Below are 21,774 nucleotides of genomic sequence, written 5' to 3'. Positions count from 1 at the left end.
GTAGCTTTCGCCGTTGTCTTTAAGATTCAGGAGAGTGCATGGAGTTCAGTGTAAAAAGCGGTAGCCCGGAAAAACAGCGCAGCGCCTGTATTGTAGTAGGTGTTTTCGAACCACGCCGCCTGTCACCTATCGCAGAACAGCTCGACAAAATCAGTGATGGTTATATCAGCGCACTACTGCGCCGGGGCGAACTGGAAGGCAAAGTCGGGCAGACGTTACTGCTGCACCATGTGCCGAACATTCTCTCCGAACGCATCCTGCTGATTGGCTGTGGCAAAGAGCGCGAGCTCGATGAACGCCAGTACAAGCAGGTGATCCAGAAAACCATCAATACCCTTAACGACACCGGTTCCATGGAGGCCGTCTGCTTCCTGACCGAGCTGCACGTCAAAGGCCGCAATACTTACTGGAAGGTGCGCCAGGCGGTAGAAACTGCCAAAGAAACGCTCTACACCTTCGATCAGTTGAAGAGCAACAAGGTGGAGCCACGTCGCCCGCTGCGTAAAATGGTGTTCAACGTGCCAACCCGCCGCGAACTGACCAGCGGTGAACGTGCCATCCAGCACGGCCTGGCCGTGGCTTCCGGCATCAAGGCCGCCAAAGATCTCGGCAATATGCCACCAAACATCTGTAACGCCGGTTATCTGGCCTCACAGGCACGTCAGTTGGCAGACGCCTTCAGCACCCACATCACCACCCGCGTCATCGGCGAACAGCAGATGAAAGAGCTGGGGATGAACGCCTATCTGGCGGTCGGTGCCGGTTCGCAAAATGAATCGCTGATGTCGGTGATGGAATATAAGGGAAATCCTAACCCGGACGCTAAGCCGATCGTGCTGGTAGGCAAAGGGCTGACCTTCGACTCCGGCGGCATCTCGATCAAACCGGCCGACGGCATGGACGAGATGAAATACGACATGTGCGGTGCGGCAACCGTGTACGGCGTCATGCGTGTGGTGGCGGAGCTCAACCTGCCGCTGAACGTGATCGGCGTGCTGGCTGGCTGTGAAAACATGCCGGGCGGACGTGCCTATCGCCCAGGCGATGTGTTGACCACCATGTCGGGCCAGACGGTAGAAGTGCTGAACACCGACGCCGAAGGCCGCCTGGTGCTATGCGATACCCTCACCTATGTGGAACGCTTCGAGCCAGAGCTGGTGATTGATATCGCCACCCTGACCGGTGCCTGTGTGATCGCACTGGGCCACCACATCACCGGCCTGATGTCGAACCACAACCCGCTGGCTCACGAACTGATCGGCGCTTCCGAGCAATCGGGTGACCGTGCGTGGCGCTTGCCGATGAGCGATGAGTATTACGAGCAGTTGGATTCCAACTTTGCGGATATGGCCAACATCGGCGGCCGCCCAGGTGGTGCCATCACCGCCGCGTGCTTCCTTTCACGCTTTACCCGCAAGTACAGCTGGGCGCACCTGGACATCGCCGGTACCGCCTGGCGCTCCGGCAAGGCCAAAGGAGCCACTGGCCGCCCGGTAGCCCTGCTGGCGCAGTTCCTGCTCAATCGTGCTGGTCTAAACGGCGACGATTAAATCCGCGCGGTAATTCAGGTATAATCACCGAGGGCACAGCACGCTGTGCCCTTACATTTTTTGGCCACGGTGAATTGAATCATGAAACAGGCAACGTTCTACCTTCTTGAACACGCAGAACCCGCTGGTGCGCTCAGTGCACACGAGGCTGTGGCCTGTGCCGTTGCCGCCGAAAGATGGCGCGCTGGCAAGCGGGTGCTGATCGCCTGTGAAAGCCAGGAGCAGGCCCAGCGGCTTGACGAAGCCCTGTGGCAACGTGAGCCACACCAATTTGTGCCGCATAATCTCGCAGGCGAAGGGCCAAACTTTGGCGCCCCGGTCGAGCTGTGCTGGCCAGGTAAACGCGGCAATGCCCCGCGCGATCTGCTGATCGCCCTGCTGCCGCAGTTTGCAGATTTTGCTACTGCTTTCCATGAAGTGGTAGACTTCGTCCCTTACGAAGACACCTTGAAACAGTTGGCGCGCGAACGTTACAAAGCCTATCGCAGCGTCGGCTTCCATTTGACCACGGCCACGCCGCCAACTAACTGAACCTTGAAATAAAAATGGAAAAGACCAACACCGATCTCGATACCGCCTATGACCCAACCCAGATCGAACAGAAGCTGTACGATCACTGGGAAAGCCAGGGCTATTTCAAACCGAATGGCGATACCAGCCAGGAAAGTTTCTGCATCATGATCCCGCCGCCGAACGTTACCGGCAGCCTGCATATGGGCCACGCGTTCCAGCAGACCATCATGGACACCATGACCCGCTACCAGCGCATGCAGGGTAAAAATACCCTGTGGCAAGCCGGTACCGACCATGCCGGTATCGCGACCCAGATGGTGGTTGAGCGCAAGATCGCCGCAGAAGAAAATAAAACTCGCCATGATTATGGCCGCGATGCGTTCATCGATAAAATCTGGCAGTGGAAGGACGAGTCCGGCGGCACCATCACCCGCCAGATGCGCCGTCTGGGCAACTCCGTGGATTGGGAGCGCGAGCGCTTCACCATGGATGAAGGCCTGTCCAACGCGGTGAAAGAAGTGTTTGTCCGCCTGTACAAAGAAGACCTGATCTACCGTGGCAAACGCCTGGTGAACTGGGATCCAAAACTGCGCACCGCCATCTCCGATCTGGAAGTGGAAAACCGCGAGTCCAAAGGTTCCATGTGGCACCTGCGCTATCCTCTGGCCGATGGGGCAAAAACGGCGGAAGGCAAAGACTACCTGGTGGTTGCCACCACCCGTCCGGAAACCGTGCTGGGTGATACCGGCGTAGCGGTAAACCCGGAAGATCCACGCTACAAGGATCTGATTGGCAAAGAGATCATTCTGCCATTGGTGGGCCGCCGCATCCGCATCGTGGGTGACGAGCACGCCGATATGGAGAAAGGCACCGGCTGCGTGAAAATCACCCCGGCGCACGACTTCAACGACTATGAGGTGGGTAAGCGTCACGGCCTGCCGATGATCAACATCCTGAGCTTCGACGGTGACATCCTCGAAGTGGCCGAGGTGTTCGACACCCTGGGCGAAGCCAGCACCGCCTACAGCGGCGAGCTGCCAGCGCAGTTCCGTGGCCTGGAGCGTTTCGCTGCTCGTAAAGCCGTGGTTGCCGCCTTTGACGAACTCGGCCTGCTGGAAGAGATCAAACCTCACGATCTGACCGTACCTTACGGCGACCGTGGCGGCGTGGTTATCGAGCCAATGCTGACCGACCAATGGTACGTGCGTACCGCACCGCTGGCGAAAGTCGCGGTTGAAGCGGTTGAGCAAGGTGAGATCCAGTTCGTGCCTAAGCAGTACGAAAACATGTACTTCAGCTGGATGCGCGATATCCAGGACTGGTGTATCTCCCGTCAGCTGTGGTGGGGTCACCGCATCCCGGCCTGGTACGACGCCGAAGGCAAAGTCTACGTTGGCCGCACCGAAGAAGAAGTGCGCCGCGAAAACAACCTGGGTGCCGACGTGGCACTGAATCAGGACGAAGACGTGCTGGATACCTGGTTCTCCTCCGGCCTGTGGACCTTCTCGACCTTGGGTTGGCCAGAGCAGACCCCGGATCTGAAGACCTTCCACCCGACCAGTGTGCTGGTCAGCGGCTTCGACATCATCTTCTTCTGGATTGCCCGCATGATCATGCTGACCATGCACTTCGTCAAAGATGAAAACGGCAAACCACAGGTTCCGTTCAAAACCGTATACATGACCGGCCTGATCCGCGACGACGAAGGGCAGAAGATGTCCAAGTCGAAGGGTAACGTCATCGATCCGCTGGATATGGTTGACGGTATCTCGCTGGAAGACCTGCTGGAAAAACGTACCGGCAACATGATGCAGCCGCAGCTGGCAGAGAAAATCCGCAAGCGCACCGAGAAGCAGTTCCCGAACGGCATCGAACCGCACGGCACCGACGCCCTGCGCTTTACCCTGGCAGCACTGGCCTCCACCGGCCGTGACATCAACTGGGATATGAAGCGCCTGGAAGGCTACCGCAACTTCTGTAACAAGCTGTGGAACGCCAGCCGCTTTGTACTGATGAACACCGAAGCGCACGACTGCGGCTTCAACGGTGGCGAAATGCAGCTCTCCTTGGCCGATCGCTGGATCCTGGCAGAATTCAACCGCACGGTGAAAGCCTACCGTGAGGCGCTGGACACCTATCGCTTCGATATCGCAGCGAGCATCCTGTACGAATTCACCTGGAACCAGTTCTGCGACTGGTATCTGGAATTGACCAAACCGGTCGTGATCAACGGCAGCGAAGCGGAACAGCGTGGCACACGTAATACGCTGATCACCGTGCTGGAAGCGTTGCTGCGCCTGGCGCACCCAATCATTCCATTTATCACCGAAACCATCTGGCAGCGCGTCAAGCCTCTGACCGGTGAAACCGCAGACACCATCATGCTGCAGCCGTTCCCGGCCTTCGACGCCGCGCTGGAAGACCAGCAGGCATTGAACGATCTGGAGTGGATCAAGCAGGCGATCATCGCGGTGCGTAACATCCGTGCCGAGATGAACATTGCGCCAAGCAAACAGCTGGAAGTGCTGCTGCGTAACGCCAACGGTGATGCCCAACGTCGTGTGCAGGAAAACCAGAGCTTTATCGAACGCCTGGCGCGCCTGAGCTCGATCACCCTGCTGCCTGCAGGCGAGAAAGGCCCGGTTTCAGTCACCAAGCTGGTCGACGGTGCCGAACTGCTGATCCCGATGGCAGGCTTTATCGACAAGGATGCGGAAATCGCGCGCCTGTCGAAAGAGATGGGCAAGCTGGATGGTGAGATTGCGTCTATCGAAGGCAAGCTGTCCAACGAAGGCTTTGTGGCTCGCGCACCGGAAGCGGTGGTGGCCAAAGAGCGTGAGCGTCTGGCAGCCTGCAAAGAAGGCAAACTGAAGCTACAGGAACAGCAGGCGACTATCGCCGCACTGTAATTCTGCAAACTACCGATCAAAAACAGCGGGTGATTTTTCCCCGCTGTTTTTTTATCGGCATTGCCAAGAGCCAGGCTTAAGTGTTATTACAAAGTATTATTGATGCGGTGCATTCCGTAATAACAACGAAATTCCGGGTCCCCTCAGGTTCCCTTTGATGGTGAGTGTAAACATGACAACAGCCACCCCAGTGCGCCTTCTGGTGCGCCCAATCACGGCCGACGATAATGCCGCTATTGCTCACGTCATTCGCGAAGTCTCCGCCGAGCATGGCCTGACGGCGGATAAAGGCTATACCGTTTCCGATCCCAATCTGGACGCTTTATACCAACTCTATAGCCAACCGCGCAGTGCCTACTGGGTGGTGGAGATAGACGGTCAGATTGCCGGTGGTGGTGGCGTTGCGCCGCTGCAGGGCGGTGAGATCGACGTTTGCGAATTACAGAAAATGTATTTCCTGCCGGTGCTGCGTGGCAAAGGTTTGGCAAAACGCCTGGCGCTGCAGGCGCTGGAGTTTGCCCGCCAGCAGGGGTTCGGCCGTTGTTATCTGGAAACGACCGCCACGTTGCAGCAGGCGATCGGTCTGTATGAACATCTTGGTTTTGAGCATATCGACTGTGCCATGGGCAATACCGGCCACGGCGACTGCGAAGTCACCATGCTGAAGACGCTTTAACCGCCGCAATGGCACCTCACCCTAACCCTCTCCCACAGGGAGAGGGGACCGAATGTGCCACAATTTAATTACGGTATACACCCTCGATATCCCCCTGTTACCAATTAACTTCTTTACCTGACAACTGCGCCTATCGGCTCCCTCTCCTTGGGGAGAGGGTTGGGGTGAGGGAGAGAACACATCACTCACACAAAAATTATTAACATCAACATTATTCAAAAATTCGCACTGTAATTTTATATTTCAAACAGTTAAACTGATGCTCAGTTCTGTAATGTAAATTTATTGTGATATTCATTAATAAATTAACGATCGTAAATTGACCTCCCCTTCCTCTGAGTTACTCTGCCATGACAGTCTCCAACCATCACGCACAGGGAACGGTCATGTCAGAAAATAACTTCGATTACATCATTGTTGGCGCAGGCTCGGCGGGTTGCGTGCTGGCAGCCCAACTCATCCGCCGTACTCAGGCCCGCATCCTGCTGCTGGAAGCCGGTGGCGACGACAATAATCTGTTTATCAAAATGCCCGCCGGGGTCGCCAAGATCATCGCCAAAAAAAGCTGGCCGTATGAAACCGAGCCAGAGCCGCACGCCAATAACCGCCGCATGCAAATCGCCCAGGGCAAGGTGCTGGGTGGCAGTAGCTCGGTCAACGGGATGATCTATCTGCGTGGCCAACCGCAGGATTACGACGGCTGGGCGCAACAGTATGGCTGTACCGGCTGGAGCTATCAGGACGTACTGCCCTATTTTAAACGCGCAGAAGCCAATGAAAGCCTGGCGGATGAATATCACGGCACCGAAGGGTTGTTGCCCGTCAGCGAGAACCGTTATCGCCATCCACTCAGCATGGCATTTATCCGCGCGGGCCAGGAGTTGGACCTGCCCTATCGCAACGACTTTAATGGCGCTAGCCAACACGGCGTAGGGTTCTACCAAACCACCACCCACAATGGAGAACGCGCCAGCACCTCCCGCACCTATCTGCAAGCCGTGCGCGATAACTCGCGGCTAGTGGTGAAACTCAACGCGCTGGTGCATCGCGTCACGTTCGAAAACAACGTGGCAACTGGAGTGGTCTACAGCCTGAACGGTGGCAATGAGATCGTCGCCCACGCCAGCCAGGAAGTGATCCTCAGCGCCGGGGCGATTGGCTCACCGAAGATCCTGATGCTGTCCGGCATTGGTCCGCGCGAACATCTGGAGCAGTTGGGTATTACGCCGCTGGCCGATCTGCCGGTGGGCAAAAACTTCCACGATCACCTGCATATGTCGATTAACGTCAGCACCCGTGAACCTGTCAGCCTGTTCGGTGCCGATCGGGGCTTGCAGGCGCTGCGCCACGGTGCCGAGTGGCTGGCGTTTCGCAGCGGCGTCTTGACCTCTAACGTACTGGAGGGTGCCGCCTTTGCAGACTCCCTGGGCAATGGCAGGCCAGACGTACAGGTGCATTTCCTGCCGATACTGGACAGTTGGGACGACGTGCCCGGCGAACCGCTACCGGCGATCCACGGCATGTCGCTCAAGGTCGGCTATCTGCAACCCAAAGCGCGTGGTCAGGTGCAGCTACGTAGCCGCAACCCTGCCGATCCGGTCAAGCTCCAGGCCAACTACCTTGGTCATCCAGACGATCTGGCGGGCAGCATTCGCGCGGTGAAATTTGGCCTGCGCTTCCTGGAAACCACCTCTCTCAAGCCGCTGATTAAAGATCTGCTGATGCCACAACCGGCGTGGGTGAACGATGAGGCGCAGATGGAGGAGTTTGTGCGTAACTTCTGCAAGACCGTCTATCACCCGGTGGGCAGTTGCCGTATGGGGCAAAATACGGAGGACTCGGTGACCGACTTGCAGCTACGAGTGCATGGCTTTGAACGCCTGCGGGTGGTCGACTGTTCGGTGATGCCGCAGGTCACCAGCGGCAACACCAATGCCCCAACCATTATGCTGGCCGAGAAGGCGGTGGATTTGATATTAGGGGAAATGCTGTAATCCCCTCACGCCACCGGCACGCCGCTGTGGAAGCGGAACTCGGTGTCCGGTGAACGGATCAGTTCCGCCTCCAACTGGCCAAAAAACGCCACGCGTTCGCTGATATCGCCGCCGGCAATCTGCTCTGCCAGCGTCAGGTAATCCTGGTAATGGCGGGCTTCAGAACGCAGCAGCGAGACGTAAAACCGGTTCAGCTCATCGTCCAGGAACGGGGCCAGCTTGGCGAAGCGTTCGCAGGAGCGGGCCTCGATATACGCGCCGCAGATCAGCTTATCGATCAGAGTGGCCGGATCGTGAGTGCGCACCTCGCGGATCACGCTTTTGGCATAGCGGCTGGCGGTGATCTTTCTATAAGGGATCTGTCGAGCCTGCATGATCTCCAGCACCTGCGAGAAGTGATGCAGCTCTTCTTTGATCAACAACACCATTTTGTCGACCAGATCCTGGCCATAGGCCGAGCCATTCTTCGGTAGGATCTTCCTGGTAAACGCGCTCTGACGGAACAGCTCTTCTGGTACTTCCTGCGCCTCGTGCACAAACGCCTCATAGGGCCTCAGCAGCGCCAACAGGGCATCGCCACTCTCTTTATCGGCCACATAGCGGCGGATCAGCCACATGCCGGTCTGCGCCGCTTTCAGCTCGCATACCAGGTGGTCGGTCAGCAACAGTGGCAGGTTTTCCGGGCGATGGGCCGCTTCGATCCATCCATCCGGGGTTTCACAGTGCAGGAAGTTTAAAATCGGGGATAACAGAGATTGGTATTTCATCGGGTTCTATCAGGGGCCAGCTTGCGCCAGCCCGCAGGATTTAATTAATGACGTTTGCCGTCGTCGTCTTCATCGATAAAGTCGCCGTCTTCTTCTTCGTCGTCGCCTTCTTCACCGTTCGGATCTTCATAGTAGGTGCCCCAACCGTCGTAATTGACACCGCATTTTTCTGCCAGTGCCACCAGTTGTTCTACCTGGCTGTCGATCAGCTCGGCATTCAGCGCAACTTCGCTGATCACGTCACAGCACATCACCATGGAGCCATCTTCCACTTCCAGCTCTTCGGCATCGGTCACTTCGTAGCCCAGCTTGAAGGCTTCCACGGCGGCCTGCTCCAAAACTTCAAACTTTTCGGCAGAGAAATGGTGCTCGATAGTGTAGAGCGCATCCGGATCGCTGCCGTCTTCCAGCAGTTCTTCGATGATCAGGCGGGTTTCTTCACGTTGTTCTTCCAGCAATTCGCGGTTTGCCATGCCTCTATCCTCAATAAAATGGGCTTCGTTACTTCTATTTTCACACACCGCTGTCACCGCTGCCACGATAAACGTGAAAGATTTCTGCTTCGGGGTTGAAATTGAATATTCATACATATAAAGTGAATTTAAATTCAATCAAAACGATAGGGATTTACGGAGATGAGCCAGATGAACCCGTTCTACAGTCGTCACTTTTTGAGATTAATGGATTTTACCCCCAGTGAGATCCAGTCTTTGCTGCAGTTGGCCGCCGATTTGAAGCAGGCCAAAAAGCAAGGCCAGGAAACCCGCCATCTGCAAGGCAAGAACATTGCGCTCATCTTCGAAAAAGACTCCACCCGTACCCGATGCTCTTTCGAAGTTGCCGCATTCGATCAGGGCGCTCAGGTGACCTACCTTGGCCCAAGCGGCAGCCAGATCGGCCACAAAGAGTCGATGAAAGACACCGCCCGCGTGCTGGGCCGGATGTACGACGGTATTCAATATCGCGGTTTTGGCCAGTGCCTGGTGGAAACCTTGGCAGAACACGCTGGCGTGCCAGTCTGGAATGGCCTGACCAATGAGTTCCACCCAACTCAGTTGCTGGCAGATCTGCTCACCGTGCGTGAACACCTGCCGGGGAAAGCGTTGAGCGAGGTGAAATTCGCCTACATTGGCGATGCACGTAACAATATGGGCAACACCCTGTTGGAAGCCGCCGCGCTGGTGGGCATGGACCTGCGGTTGGTCGCGCCGAAGGCCTGTTGGCCGCAAGCCGAGCTGGTTGCAGAATGCCAGGCGCTGGCACAGCAGACCGGCGGTAAAATCACCCTGACGGAAGATATTGCCGAAGGCGTGCAAGGTGCCGATTTCCTGTATACCGACGTTTGGGTCTCGATGGGAGAAGCCAAAGAAGTCTGGCAGGAGCGGATTGCCCTGCTCAGGCCGTATCAGGTGAATATGGCGATGGTGAAACTGACCGGCAACCCACAGGTGAAGTTCCTGCACTGCCTGCCAGCATTCCATGACGATCAAACCACGTTGGGTAAACAGATGGCCGAGCAGTATGGTATGCACGGCGGTATGGAAGTGACCAACGAGGTGTTCGAGTCGGAGCACAGCATCGTGTTTGATCAGGCAGAGAACCGCCTGCACACTATCAAGGCAGTGATGGTCGCCACGCTGAGCAAAACCCTGTAAATCGCTCTCTCCAAAAACCCTTCTTATAGAAGGGTTCAGATTGCTGACAAAGTGGCAATATTGCTGAATTGGTCGGGATCTACCTATACCAGTATTTTCTAACCCATTGATTATCAAGACGGGCGCAGCATGCAGCGCCCCTACATTGTAAGCCCGGTGAGGGTTTGTCAGCAGTCTCGTTTATTCTGGTTAATCCCCCCTTCTGGCTCTATAGTCTTTTTCGTTATTGTTAATAACTTATTGGCCTTTGCCTGTTTTTTACCAACGTTCTACCGTGGCATTCTGGCGGCGGAAATGCCGTAAAAAACTAATGAGAACAACCTCTTCTCCGTTCTGGTTTACCGGCACATTTAAGGGAAAACGTCTATGAAAGCCAAAGTCTTGCCGCTGTTTATTCTTGCCGCCCTCTCCACCACTGCACTGGCCGCCACGCCGCCGAATACGCTGGTGGTGGTGCAGTCACTGGATGATATTGTCAGCCTGGATCCGGCGGAGGCCAATGAGCTTTCCAGCATTCAGACCGTGCCCAGCCTCTATCAGCGTCTGGTGCAGGCCGATCGTGATAATCCGGCCAAGGTGATCCCGGTACTGGCGGAAAGCTGGCAGGATGATGCCGCCGCCAAGACCCTGACGGTCAAGCTGCGCCCACAGGCAGCGTTTTCCTCCGGTAACCCGCTGACCGCCGACGACGTGATTTTCTCTTATACCCGCGCGGTAAAGATGAACAAGTCACCGGCGTTTATCCTCAACGTGCTCGGCTGGCAGCCGGACAATATCGAACAGCAGTTGAAAAAGATCGACGACCATACCGTGCAACTAAGCTGGACGGCAGACGTCAGCCCGGCGGTTGCCCTGAATATCCTCTCGACGCCGATCGCCTCAATCGTCGACAGTAAAGCCGTGCAGCCCAACGTGAAGAGTGATGACTTTGGCAATGCCTGGTTGAAGATGCACTCTGCGGGCAGCGGCCCGTTCAAGATGCGGGTTTACCAGCCGCATCAGGCGATCGTGCTGGACGCCAACCCAACCTCACCGGGCGATAAGCCACTGCTGAGCAACATCATCATCAAGAACGTGCCAGACCCAAGCGCGCGCCGCCTGCTGATCCAGCAAGGGGATGCCGACGTGGCGCGTGAACTCGGCCCAGATCAAACCGCCGCGCTGAAAAGCCAGGCGGGTGTGAAGGTGCTGGAAATCCCTTCCGCCGAGCAAAACTATCTGGTGTTCAACACCGGTAATACCGCCAACCCGCTGCTGAAGAACCCGGCCTTCTGGGAGGCGGCCCGCTATCTGGTGGATTATCAGGGCATCACCAAAGATCTGCTGAAAGGGCAATACTTCGTCCATCAAAGCTTCCTGCCGGTCGGCCTGCCGGGGGCGCTGGAAGATAACCCGTTCAGCTTCGATCCGGCCAAAGCCAAGGCGATCCTGGAAAAAGCCGGGATCACCAACGCCAGCCTGACGCTGGACGTGGAAAACAAACCGCCGTTTATCACCATAGCTCAGTCGCTACAGGCCAGCTTTGCCCAAGGTGGCGTGAAGCTCGATCTGTTGCCTGCCGCCGGTAGCCAGGTCTATGCCCGCGTACGCGCCAAGCAGCATCAGGCAGCGATCCGCCTATGGATCCCGGATTACTTCGATGCGCACTCTAACGCCAGCGCCTTCGCCTATAACGATGACAAAAGCAGCACGGTAGCCGGGCTGAACAGTTGGCAGATCCCTGAGTTGAGCAAACAAACGCTGGCAGCAGTCGCAGAGGCCGATCCAGCCAAACGCACCGCGCTCTATACCGCCATGCAGCAGGAATTACAGCGTAGCTCGCCGTATGTGTTTATCGATCAGGCCAAAACGCAGGTGGTGCTGCGCGATAACGTCAAAGGCTATCAACAGGGCCTGAATGCGGATATGGTCTATTACGATCGCGTTAGCAAATAATCAGGATTGTCATGTCGGTAGCAATAAAATCCACGCCGGTAAGTAGTTCCCGGCGTCGTCTTTGGAGATTGGCGCAGGGGCTACTCACGCTGGCGCTGACCCTGTTCGGCCTGTTGTTGATCACCTTCTTACTGTCTGCGCTGTCGCCAGTAGATCGCGTGTTGCAGATCGTCGGCGATCACGCCAGCGCTGCCACCTATGAGCAGGTAAAACAGCAGCTTGGCCTGGATCGCTCTTTGCCGGTGCAGTTCTGGCACTATCTGGAGCGACTGGCCCATGGCGATCTCGGCACCGCCAGCGCCACCGGCCAGCCAGTGTTGCTGGATTTGCTGCATGCCTTCCCGGCCACGTTGGAATTGGCCACGCTGTCGTTGGTGATTGGTGCCCCGCTCGGCGTGCTGGCAGGCGTCTTGTGTGCGCGTTTTGCCGGCAGCAAGCTGGATATCGGCGTACGTTTTATTACCCTGCTCGGTAACTCGGTACCCATCTTCTGGCTGGGGCTGCTGATGCTGTTGCTGTTCTACGCCAAGCTACAGTGGAGCGCCGGGCCGGGGCGGTTAGACGATATCTACCAATACACCGTGGAGGCCAAAACCGGCTTCGCGCTGATTGATACCTGGCTTTCCGGCGATGCAGGAGCCGTGCGCAATGCGTTGGCACATCTGGTGCTGCCGGTCTGCCTGCTGGCTTATTATTCGTTAGCCAGCATTACCCGCCTGACTCGTTCCGCCTGCCTGAGCGAACTGAATAAAGAGTACATCACCCTGGCGCGCGCCAAAGGGGCCAGCGAGATGCGCATCATGTTCCGCCACGTACTGCCCAATATCAGCGGTACCCTGCTGACGGTGATCGCCCTAGCTTATACCAGCATGCTGGAGGGGGCGGTTCTGACCGAAACCGTGTTCTCCTGGCCAGGCATTGGCCGCTATCTGACCACTGCGCTATTTGCCGGGGACACCACCGCCATTATGGGCGGCACGCTGCTGATCGGCCTGTGCTTTGTAATTATCAACAATCTCACCGACCTGCTGGTGCGCTTGCTCGATCCGAGGGCGCGCCAATGACCATGACGCTACTTAAACGTTCGCCTTCCGCCACCTGCGGAGCCACCATTCTGCTGTTACTGGTGTTGATAGCGCTGTTCGCGCCTTGGTTGGCACCTGTTGATCCCAACTGGCAAAACGCCGCCAACCGCTTATTACCGCCGGGGGCTGGCCACTGGCTTGGCACCGACAGCTATGGCCGCGACGTGCTTTCACGCCTGATCTACGGCACCCGGCCAACCCTTGGGCTGGTGCTGCTGGTCACGGCCATCACCCTGCCGCTCGGCCTGCTGATTGGTGTACTATCCGGCTATTACGGCGGCTGGCTGGAGCGAGTGCTGATGCGCTTTACCGACGTGGTCATGTCGATGCCACGGCTGATCCTGGCCTTCGCCTTTGTGGCGATGCTCGGCCCTGGGCTGGTTAATGGCGCGCTGGCGTTAGCACTCACCACCTGGCCCGCCTATGCCCGCCAGGCCAGAGCCGAGATCCAACTGCTGCGTAAAAGCGACTACCTGGCCGCCGCCGAGATGATGGGCATTCAGGGGCCGCGCCTGCTGTGGGGCCATATTCTGCCCATGTGCCTACCCTCTGCCGTCGTTCGCCTGGCTTTGGATCTGGCGGGGATTATTCTGGCCGCTGCCGGTCTGGGATTCTTGGGGCTGGGTGCCCGACCGCCGATGGCGGAATGGGGATCGATGGTAGCCGACGGGATGCAAGTGATCTTCGATCAGTGGTGGATCGCCGCGATCCCTGGCTGCGCGATCCTGATCAGCAGCCTGGCGTTTAACCTGCTGGGCGACGGCCTGCGCGACTTACTGGATCCGCATCATGACTGAACCACTGCTGGCAGCACAGAACCTGAGTATCGAATTTAACGGCCACAAAGTGGTGGATAGCCTTTCTTTCAGCATTGGCCGGGAGAAAGTGGCGCTGGTGGGGGAATCCGGCTCTGGCAAATCCATGACCGCCCGCGCCCTGATGGGGCTGGTGCGTAAGCCGGGCATCGTCACCGCCGATAAGCTGCACTATCGTGAGACCAATTTACTGAAGCTTCAGCCACGCCAATGGAACGAGGTACGCGGCGCCAAAATTGCCATGGTGCTGCAAGATCCGCGCTACGCATTGAATCCAGTGCGCAGCATTGGTAAGCAGATTGAAGAATCCCTGGTGCTGCATAACGCACTGACCCGGGCCGATCGCCATGAGCGGGTGCTGAACTCACTGGCCGCCGTCGGCTTACCGGAGAGCCTGTATCACAGCTACCCCGGCCAGCTTTCCGGCGGTATGGGGCAACGCGCGATGTTGGCGATTGCGCTGGTCAACGATCCGCAACTGCTGATTGCCGATGAGCCAACCTCGGCGCTGGATGCCAGATTGCGTAATCAGATCCTCGATCTGATCGTCGAACAAACCACGCGCCGTAACATGGGGCTGTTGCTGATCAGCCACGATCTGCCGCTGGTGGCCGAGCGTTGCGATCGGGTGTTGGTGATGTATCAGGGAAAACTGGTGGATCAGGGGATCGCGGCCAACCTGCCGCTAGCGACCCATCCTTACACCCGCACGCTGTGGGCCTGCCGTCCTAATGCCAGCACCTACGGCCAGGATCTGCCGGTGCTGGATCGCAGCATCGATTTTACCCGGAGTGAACATGGCGCTGATTGAAATTGAAAATTTGCAGGTCAGCTTCCCGCAGGGCAACGGCCATAAGATCGCCGTGGAGTCAGTGAGCTTTGCCGTTGAGGCGGGGGAAACCTTCAGCCTGATTGGCGCTTCCGGCTGTGGCAAGTCCACCGTGCTGCGCGTGCTGGCCGGTTTGCAACGTGAATGGCGTGGCGAAATACGGTTGCTCGGTCAGACCTTGCAACCACTGCAACGCTTCACCGGCCAGTTACGCCGCGACGTGCAGATGGTGTTTCAAGATCCTTACGCTTCGCTGCACCCGCAGCACCAGATTACCCGTACGCTGGGTGAACCGTTAAAGATCCACGGTGAAAAACACATTACGGCGCGGATTGACGAAGCCTTGAGGCAGGTAGGGCTGAGCGCGGCCACGGCACAGCGTTATCCCCACCAGCTTTCCGGCGGCCAGCGCCAGCGCGTCGCTATCGCCCGTGCCTTGCTGCTGCGGCCTAAGCTTCTGCTATTGGATGAACCCACCTCGGCACTGGATATGTCGGTGCAGGCGGAGATCCTCAACCTGCTCAACCACCTGAAACGCGAGCATGGCATGACCTATCTGCTGGTCAGCCACGACGGTGACGTGATCGCCCATATGTCCGAACGCGCCGCCCTGATGGAGAACGGCCACATCGTGCAGCATTACGACCGGGATGCCTTACAGGCCGGTGAGCATATGCGGGATTAAGCGCTACCGGCAACATGCTCAAACAACCAGACACCGAGTTCTACTCGCAGCGGTAATCTCCAAGCCAATCGATTGCGAAATCGCAAAAAGTGGTGTTTTTACCCTTGCAGAGAAAAAAAGCGCGAGTATAATGCGCGACAATTTGCCAGGAGAAAGCATGAAAAACGACCTTTGTTTTGTTCGCCACACTCGACAAAACCGCCAGCCAATCGGCGGGCAACTGCCGTTATTTCCCCTGTTGCATGAACCATCATTTAAAGCCCCTCGTTGAGGGGCTTTTTTTTGTCCAAAGCATTGCTATTACATTGAAAAGCCCCGCGCCAAGGGCACGAGTCGAGGAGAGTGAACATGGCCAATCCGCTGTATCGCAAGAACATCATCTCTATTAACGATCTCAGCCGTGAAGATCTGGAGCTGGTGCTCAGCACCGCCGCCAGCCTGAAAGCTAACCCGCAGCCGGAGCTGCTCAAACACCTGGTGATCGCCAGTTGCTTCTTTGAAGCGTCTACGCGTACCCGCCTGTCGTTTGAGACCGCCATCCAGCGCCTGGGGGCTTCGGTGGTCGGCTTCTCCGACAGCAGCAACACCTCCCTCGGCAAAAAGGGCGAAACGCTGGCCGATACCATCTCGGTGATCAGCACCTATGTTGATGCCATCGTAATGCGTCATCCGCAGGAAGGCGCCTCCCGTCTGGCCGCTGAATTCTCTGGCGGTATCCCGGTGTTGAATGCCGGTGACGGCTCGAACCAGCACCCGACCCAAACGCTGCTGGATCTGTTCACCATCCAGGAAACCCAGGGTCGCCTGAGCAATATCAATATCGCCATGGTCGGCGACCTGAAATATGGCCGCACCGTGCACTCACTCACCCAGGCACTGGCAAAATACGAAGGGAACCACTTCTTCTTCATCGCACCAGATGCCCTGGCGATGCCGAGCTATATCCTGAAGATGCTGGACGAAAAAGGCATCTCTTACAGCCGCCACAACAGCATTGAAGAAGTGGTGCCGGAACTGGATATTCTGTATATGACCCGCGTGCAGAAAGAGCGCCTGGACCCGTCCGAATACGCCAACGTGAAGGCGCAGTTCATCCTGCGGGCTTCCGATCTGGCCGGTGCCCGTGACAACATGAAAGTGCTACATCCGCTGCCGCGCATCGATGAGATTGCCATTGAGGTGGACAAGACACCGTATGCCCACTATTTCCAACAGGCAGGCAACGGTATTTACGCCCGTCAGGCGCTGTTGGCACTGGTTTTAAACGCAGATTTGGCTCTTTAAGGGGGAACCGTCATGACTCACGATAACAAACTCCAGGTTGAAGCGATCAAGTGCGGCACGGTGATCGACCATATTCCGGCGCAAATCGGCTTTAAGCTGCTCTCGCTGTTCAAACTGACCGCCACCGATCAGCGCATCACCATCGGCCTGAACCTGCCCTCCAAAGAGCTGGGCCGCAAGGATTTGATCAAGATCGAGAACACCTTCCTGACCGAGCAGCAGGCCAACCAGTTGGCGATGTACGCGCCCAAGGCTACGGTCAACCGTATCGATAACTATGAAGTGGTGCGCAAACTGACGCTCAGCCTACCGGATCATATCGACGGCGTGCTGACCTGCCCGAACAGCAACTGCATCAGCCGCAGCGAACCGGTGGCATCCAGTTTCAGCGTCAAATCCCATGCAGGGGAAGTGCACCTCAAGTGCCGTTACTGCGAGAAAGAGTTCGATCATCAGGTGGTGTTACAGACCGACTAAAATCCTCCGTTTTACCAGGGTATGCCGCTGTTAATCTGGCGGGTACCCTTTATAATGGTGCGTCGTAGGGCGCTGCATGCTGCGTCCATGTGAGTTTACGGCGGGTCGACTCGCCGTTTGAACAACAACAGGATATCAGGAGAAAAAATGTCACGTAATATCAGCACTGAACTCGCGCCAGCCGCCATTGGTCCTTACGTGCAGGGCGTTGACCTGGGCAGCATGATCATCACTTCCGGCCAGATCCCGGTCGATCCAAAAACCGGTGCCGTACCCGATGATGTTGCCGATCAAGCGCGTCAGTCATTGGCCAACGTGAAGGCGATCGTGGAAGCCGCAGGCCTGAAAGTGGGCGACATCGTTAAAACCACCGTTTTCGTCAAAGATCTCAACGATTTCGCTACCGTTAACGCGGCCTATGAAGCGTTCTTCACCGAGCACAACGCCTCGTTCCCAGCGCGTTCTTGCGTTGAAGTAGCACGTTTGCCAAAAGACGTGAAAATCGAGATCGAAGCCATCGCCGTTCGCCGTTAATCGGCAACCCGGTGCGATCGAATACGGCCAGCCTTTGCTGGCCGTTTGTTTTTTCGTCATCATCAATCTGAAACATTCATCCGCAAAATCACTCTCGTTCAAAGCCACGAGTTAGATGGGTTCTACAAGCTCGCCAAATGTTCTGGTTTTACCAAGATGCGTTCTCCCTCACCCCAACCCTCTCCCCCAAGGAGAGGGAGCCAGTTCAGTGCTGTTGTCAGGTGTAGGAGTCAATCTGTGACATGTTCCGTCCCCTTCACAAGGAGAGGGAGCCAGATCGATGTTGTAGTCGAGTGTGGGAGTCAAATTGTGGCTCGTTCAGAGCTGTCGCTAGTCGGACACAAAGCCCAATCGGTGGCACGGTAGGTCCCCTCTCCCTGTGGGAGAGGGTTAGGGTGATGGGTCACTTCAGACGCGCAAAGCCCGCCTCCAGATCGGCGATCAGGTCGTCAATGTTCTCAAAACCAATATGAACGCGCACTAACGTGCCGGTAAAGTCCACCTTGGCCGCCGGGCGGATTTCGTTCAATTCTTCCGGCTGGTTGGCCAGGATCAGCGATTCAAACCCGCCCCATGAATAGGCCATGCTGAAGTGCTCAAAATGGTCCAGATAGTGGGCAACCTGCTCATTGGTCAGCCGTGCCTTCAGCACAAAAGAGAATAGCCCGCAGCTGCCGCTGAAATCCCGCTGGAAGAATTCATGCCCTTTACAAGAAGGCAGCGCCGGATGGTTAACCCGCTCCACCTCTGGCCGCGCCGCCAACCATTGGGCAATGGCAATGCTGCTGATCTCATGTTGCTTGAGGCGGACACCCAATGTTCTCAGGCCACGGCTGCCATTATAGGCGGTATCCGCATCGGCCATTTGCCCCATCAAGTAGGAATTCTCACGCAGTTGGTCCCAGCATCGTGCGTTCGACACGGCGGTACCCAGCATCGCGTCGGAATGGCCGATGATATATTTGGTTCCAGCCTGAATAGAGATATCCACATCAAAATCCAGAGCCTTGAACAGAATGCCCGCCGCCCAGGTGTTATCAATCATGATGACAATCTCTGGATTCACCGCACGAGCAGCCTTCACCATCGCCGGTACGTCCTGAACTTCCATGGTGATAGAGCTTGGGGACTCCAGGAACAGCACTTTGGTATTAGGCTTGATCAGCTCGGCAATCCCGGCACCGATCAGCGGATCGTAATAGGTGGTTGCCACGCCCAGCTTGCTCAGGATCTTGTTGCAGAAATCCTGCGTCGGCTCATAGGCGGCCCCTGTCATCAGGATATGGTCGCCACTGGCAACAAACGCCAGGATAGCATTGGTGACGGCGGCGGCCCCGCAAGGGTAAAGCGAACAGCCTACCCCGCCTTCCAGTTCTGCCATCGCATCCTGGAATGAGAAATGCGTCAGGGTGCCGCGACGCCCGTAGAATAACTCCCCTTTGGCACGGTTGGCAGTGGCAAACTTTTTGGCCTTCACCGTATCGAAAGTTAAGGAAGAGGCGCGTTGGATCACCGGGTTGACCGATCCTTGAGTGAATCGAGGCTTACGGCCAGCGGTGACCAGGGCGGTTTCTATCTTTTTAGATGTCATAACAATTTGCCTACTTTTATCGTTAATCAAAAATAAGAGGGCTATGTAGCGGCCCTTACGCGATTTTTTCTGCTACATCCGTAAGACTTGCGTTTTCAGAGACCGGCTGCGGCTTTTTGCCCGCAAAGCGCTCAACAATTTGTGCGGCGTTCAGATCGTGGATCACGTTGATCAGCGTGGCCGGAGCGTCGGTTATAGTGCCCAGCACCACCAGCATCGGGATAGTTTCCAACGGCAGCCCCAACGTGGTGACAATGAAGATCTCGCCCAGGAAAGCCCCGCCGGGAACGCCACCGACGATAATTGCCGACAGCACGGAAATCAGCATCGTCAGGAAGAAGGTCTCCATCGTGAAGTCCAACCCCAGTACCGCGAAGATAAACACGATCTTCAGGGCCGCAATCATCGCCACGCCGCCCTTATTCAGGTTTACCAGCAGCGGCAGGGAGATGTCCACGATTTCCGGATTAATCCCCATCGCTTTGGCCGCGCGGATATTGGCAGGCAAGGTGCCCAGAGAGGAGCAGGTGCCCAATGCGGTGGCCGAAGGCTCGATGGCGTTACGCCAGAAGGCACGTATCGCAGGCACGCCGCCGCCAATCCAGGAGTAGAAGATGGAACCAAAAACGTAGTACAGCAGCGTCGCGGCAAAGAACAGACCGATGGCTCTGGCAAAGGTGACCAGCAACTGCGAGTCTTGGCTGGCCATGGTGGAGGCAAAATAGCAGCCCAGCCCGACTGGCGCGCCCTTCATGATGATAGAGACAATCTTCATGATGATGGTGTTGAGATCGTTGAGCGAGTTTGACACCCGCTTGCCCTGCTCACCCGACTGGCCGATGGCGATGCCGGCAATCACGGACATGATAATCAGCGCCAGAATGTTGGATTTGGACAGCAGCCCGACGAAGTCGTTGGTGGTCACCATGCTGACAAAATCCATGCCCCCACCACCGGCATTAAACTTCTCCGCCAGTTCAATGGTGACGCCCTGCGCAGGGTTGAATAAGGTGGCCAGGCCGACGATACCGGCCGCAGGTATCAGCGCCATCACAATGGAAACGGTAAAAATCACCCCCATGATGCGCCCGAGCTTTTTCAGGTCGGTCATGCCGGCGATCGAGGACATCACGCTGACACTGACCAACGGTACGATGATCATAAACAGCAGATTGAGGAATATCTTACCGATTGCCTGTAATTTCAACGCAATATCGGGGGCGTATATACCGACGATCCCCCGAGCGTTAAGGCAAATAACAGAATAAAAGATGACTTGTAGGGTTCTAGACGTTTCCACATATTCAGTTCCTTATTATTATCTTTTTTGTTCATGTGACTTATGTCACTTTTTTATTTTTCTCAACAATAGTATGTGACTTGTGTGAGACAGGTCACCCCCTTGGTGTTTGGTTGTGATCTGGTACAGTACAGCGTATTCTGCGATTAATAATGGCATCTTGTTTCCAGCGATGTAATAGCGCATTCGTACCGTTTAAAGAAATCACTCGTGAATTAAAGGAAAAAATGAGCAGCCCAGCGTCGTTAAAGCAACTGGAAGTTCTGGTCAAGATTGTGGAATGTGGTGGGCTGTCGGAGGCTGCCGCACACCTGAACGTCTCACCCTCGGCGGTCAGCAAGAGCCTGGCGCAGCTGGAAAGTCAGTTGGGCACCACCTTAATAAAGAGAACCACACGCAGCTTTACGCTCACCGAACCTGGACAATACTTATACAATCGTGCAACGCAACTGTTGCTTGATTTTAATGAATCACTCAACACCACCGCCGGTTACTATAATCACCCCAACGGTGAATTACGGATCACCTGCTCGATGGCTTTTGGTTATTCCCATTTGGCAACGTTGGCGAATCATTTTCGTGAGCGTTGTCCTGATGTTGATTTATATATTAACCTTAATGACAACTTTGTTAATCTTAATGAAACCAACTTTGATATCGCATTGCGCATTTCTTCGGAACCGCCTGTTAATTACGCAATGCGTAAATTAGCCACGGTGAATTGGGCCTATTGCGCCAGCCCAAAATATCTCGAAAAGTACGGTACGCCGCATTCCATTCAGGATTTAAGCCATCATCAGTGCCTGATTTACCCTGGTTTGACCCCGGTATGGAAGACTATTGATGAGCAGGGCGTCGCCCACCACTTGAAGACACGCACCCCGATCCAGGCCAACAGCAGCCTGGTGTTGCTGAAATCGGTGCTGGAAAATCAAGGCATTGCCTATCTGCCAACCTACCTGTTGGGCGATTTAATTGAGCAAGGCGCCTTGGTTCCGCTAGCGCTGGACGGCACACTGACCCACCCGACCCACGGCCTGTATGCCCTGTATTTCCCCAGCCGCTACAGCAACCCCAAGGTACGTGCCTTTATCGATTTTCTGCTGGAGCAGCTACAGCCGGTGCCCATCTGGGATAGCTGGTTGGCGCAGTCTTAACCACGCCATCCCCTGCCC

18 protein-coding genes and 1 pseudogene are annotated in these 21,774 nt (G+C 56.2%); 15 read left to right on the top strand and 4 right to left on the bottom strand.

The window, feature by feature from the left end; translation table 11 throughout:
* Positions 1–38: 38 nt before the first annotated feature.
* From pepA to D9980_RS23350, 5 genes are all read left to right on the top strand, one after another.
* The gene (gene pepA, locus D9980_RS23370; protein ID WP_024486368.1) at positions 39–1,550 is read left to right on the top strand and encodes a leucyl aminopeptidase; all 1,512 of its coding nucleotides are present in this window, start codon (positions 39–41) and stop codon (positions 1,548–1,550) included.
* Positions 1,551–1,631: 81 nt separating this feature from the next.
* Positions 1,632–2,081: a DNA polymerase III subunit chi gene (locus D9980_RS23365; protein ID WP_021179113.1), complete on the top strand. Its 450-nt coding sequence runs from the start codon at positions 1,632–1,634 to the stop codon at positions 2,079–2,081.
* A 14-nt stretch (positions 2,082–2,095) separates the two neighbouring features.
* Entirely contained in the window at positions 2,096–4,972 is a 2,877-nt protein-coding gene (locus D9980_RS23360) for a valine--tRNA ligase (protein ID WP_121608561.1), read from the top strand.
* 172 nt (positions 4,973–5,144) lie between these two features.
* On the top strand, positions 5,145–5,648 hold the full coding sequence (locus D9980_RS23355) for a GNAT family N-acetyltransferase (RefSeq protein ID WP_121608560.1): 504 nt from the start codon (positions 5,145–5,147) through the stop codon (positions 5,646–5,648).
* 386 nt (positions 5,649–6,034) lie between these two features.
* Positions 6,035–7,642: a GMC family oxidoreductase gene (locus D9980_RS23350; RefSeq protein ID WP_121608559.1), complete on the top strand. Its 1,608-nt coding sequence runs from the start codon at positions 6,035–6,037 to the stop codon at positions 7,640–7,642.
* 5 nt (positions 7,643–7,647) lie between these two features.
* Here the strand turns inward: D9980_RS23350 and miaE are convergent, their stop codons facing one another.
* Positions 7,648–8,409 (bottom strand): tRNA isopentenyl-2-thiomethyl-A-37 hydroxylase MiaE, encoded by a 762-nt coding sequence (gene miaE, locus D9980_RS23345; protein ID WP_121608558.1) that lies wholly within the window; start codon positions 8,407–8,409, stop codon positions 7,648–7,650.
* A 44-nt stretch (positions 8,410–8,453) separates the two neighbouring features.
* On the bottom strand, positions 8,454–8,882 hold the full coding sequence (gene rraB, locus D9980_RS23340; protein WP_024485836.1) for a ribonuclease E inhibitor RraB: 429 nt from the start codon (positions 8,880–8,882) through the stop codon (positions 8,454–8,456).
* 162 nt (positions 8,883–9,044) lie between these two features.
* Here rraB and argF point away from each other — a divergent pair, with 162 nt between their 5' ends.
* From argF to ridA, 9 genes are all read left to right on the top strand, one after another.
* Positions 9,045–10,064 (top strand): ornithine carbamoyltransferase, encoded by a 1,020-nt coding sequence (argF, locus tag D9980_RS23335; RefSeq protein ID WP_024485837.1) that lies wholly within the window; start codon positions 9,045–9,047, stop codon positions 10,062–10,064.
* Positions 10,065–10,430: 366 nt separating this feature from the next.
* A complete protein-coding gene (locus D9980_RS23330; protein ID WP_121608557.1) occupies positions 10,431–11,999 on the top strand; it encodes an ABC transporter substrate-binding protein in 1,569 nt (522 codons plus the stop codon).
* 11 nt (positions 12,000–12,010) lie between these two features.
* Positions 12,011–13,063 (top strand): ABC transporter permease, encoded by a 1,053-nt coding sequence (locus tag D9980_RS23325; RefSeq protein WP_121608556.1) that lies wholly within the window; start codon positions 12,011–12,013, stop codon positions 13,061–13,063.
* Positions 13,060–13,881, top strand: a complete 822-nt coding sequence (locus tag D9980_RS23320) for an ABC transporter permease (protein ID WP_024483417.1) — start codon at positions 13,060–13,062, stop codon at positions 13,879–13,881. Before D9980_RS23325 ends, D9980_RS23320 begins: the two co-directional genes overlap by 4 nt.
* Positions 13,874–14,710 carry an ABC transporter ATP-binding protein gene (locus D9980_RS23315; RefSeq protein WP_121608555.1) on the top strand — a complete coding sequence of 279 codons (837 nt, stop codon included), beginning with the start codon at positions 13,874–13,876 and terminating at the stop codon, positions 14,708–14,710. Before D9980_RS23320 ends, D9980_RS23315 begins: the two co-directional genes overlap by 8 nt.
* Positions 14,697–15,413: an ABC transporter ATP-binding protein gene (locus D9980_RS23310; protein WP_121608554.1), complete on the top strand. Its 717-nt coding sequence runs from the start codon at positions 14,697–14,699 to the stop codon at positions 15,411–15,413. The genes D9980_RS23315 and D9980_RS23310 overlap by 14 nt, the downstream gene beginning before the upstream one ends.
* Positions 15,414–15,761: 348 nt before the next feature.
* The gene (pyrB, locus tag D9980_RS23305; protein WP_024483414.1) at positions 15,762–16,697 is read left to right on the top strand and encodes an aspartate carbamoyltransferase; all 936 of its coding nucleotides are present in this window, start codon (positions 15,762–15,764) and stop codon (positions 16,695–16,697) included.
* 12 nt (positions 16,698–16,709) lie between these two features.
* Positions 16,710–17,174, top strand: coding sequence for an aspartate carbamoyltransferase regulatory subunit (gene pyrI / locus D9980_RS23300; protein WP_021807800.1), 465 nt, complete (start codon positions 16,710–16,712; stop codon positions 17,172–17,174).
* A 147-nt stretch (positions 17,175–17,321) separates the two neighbouring features.
* Positions 17,322–17,708, top strand: a complete 387-nt coding sequence (gene ridA / locus D9980_RS23295) for a 2-iminobutanoate/2-iminopropanoate deaminase (RefSeq protein ID WP_024483413.1) — start codon at positions 17,322–17,324, stop codon at positions 17,706–17,708.
* A gap of 403 nt (positions 17,709–18,111) precedes the next feature.
* On the opposite strand, the gene metC is transcribed toward ridA, so the two are convergent.
* The gene (gene metC, locus D9980_RS23290) at positions 18,112–19,299 is read right to left on the bottom strand and encodes a cystathionine beta-lyase (RefSeq protein WP_121608553.1); all 1,188 of its coding nucleotides are present in this window, start codon (positions 19,297–19,299) and stop codon (positions 18,112–18,114) included.
* A gap of 55 nt (positions 19,300–19,354) precedes the next feature.
* A pseudogene (locus D9980_RS23285) lies at positions 19,355–20,601 on the bottom strand (dicarboxylate/amino acid:cation symporter).
* Positions 20,602–20,826: 225 nt separating this feature from the next.
* Between D9980_RS23285 and D9980_RS23280 the strand changes: the two are divergent.
* Positions 20,827–21,756, top strand: a complete 930-nt coding sequence (locus D9980_RS23280) for a LysR family transcriptional regulator (RefSeq protein ID WP_121608552.1) — start codon at positions 20,827–20,829, stop codon at positions 21,754–21,756.
* Positions 21,757–21,774 lie beyond the last annotated feature (18 nt).

Source organism: Serratia sp. 3ACOL1, assembly GCF_003668775.1.
Lineage (GTDB): Bacteria > Pseudomonadota > Gammaproteobacteria > Enterobacterales > Enterobacteriaceae > Chania > Chania fonticola.
This window is presented reverse-complemented; position numbering and strand designations above follow the sequence as displayed.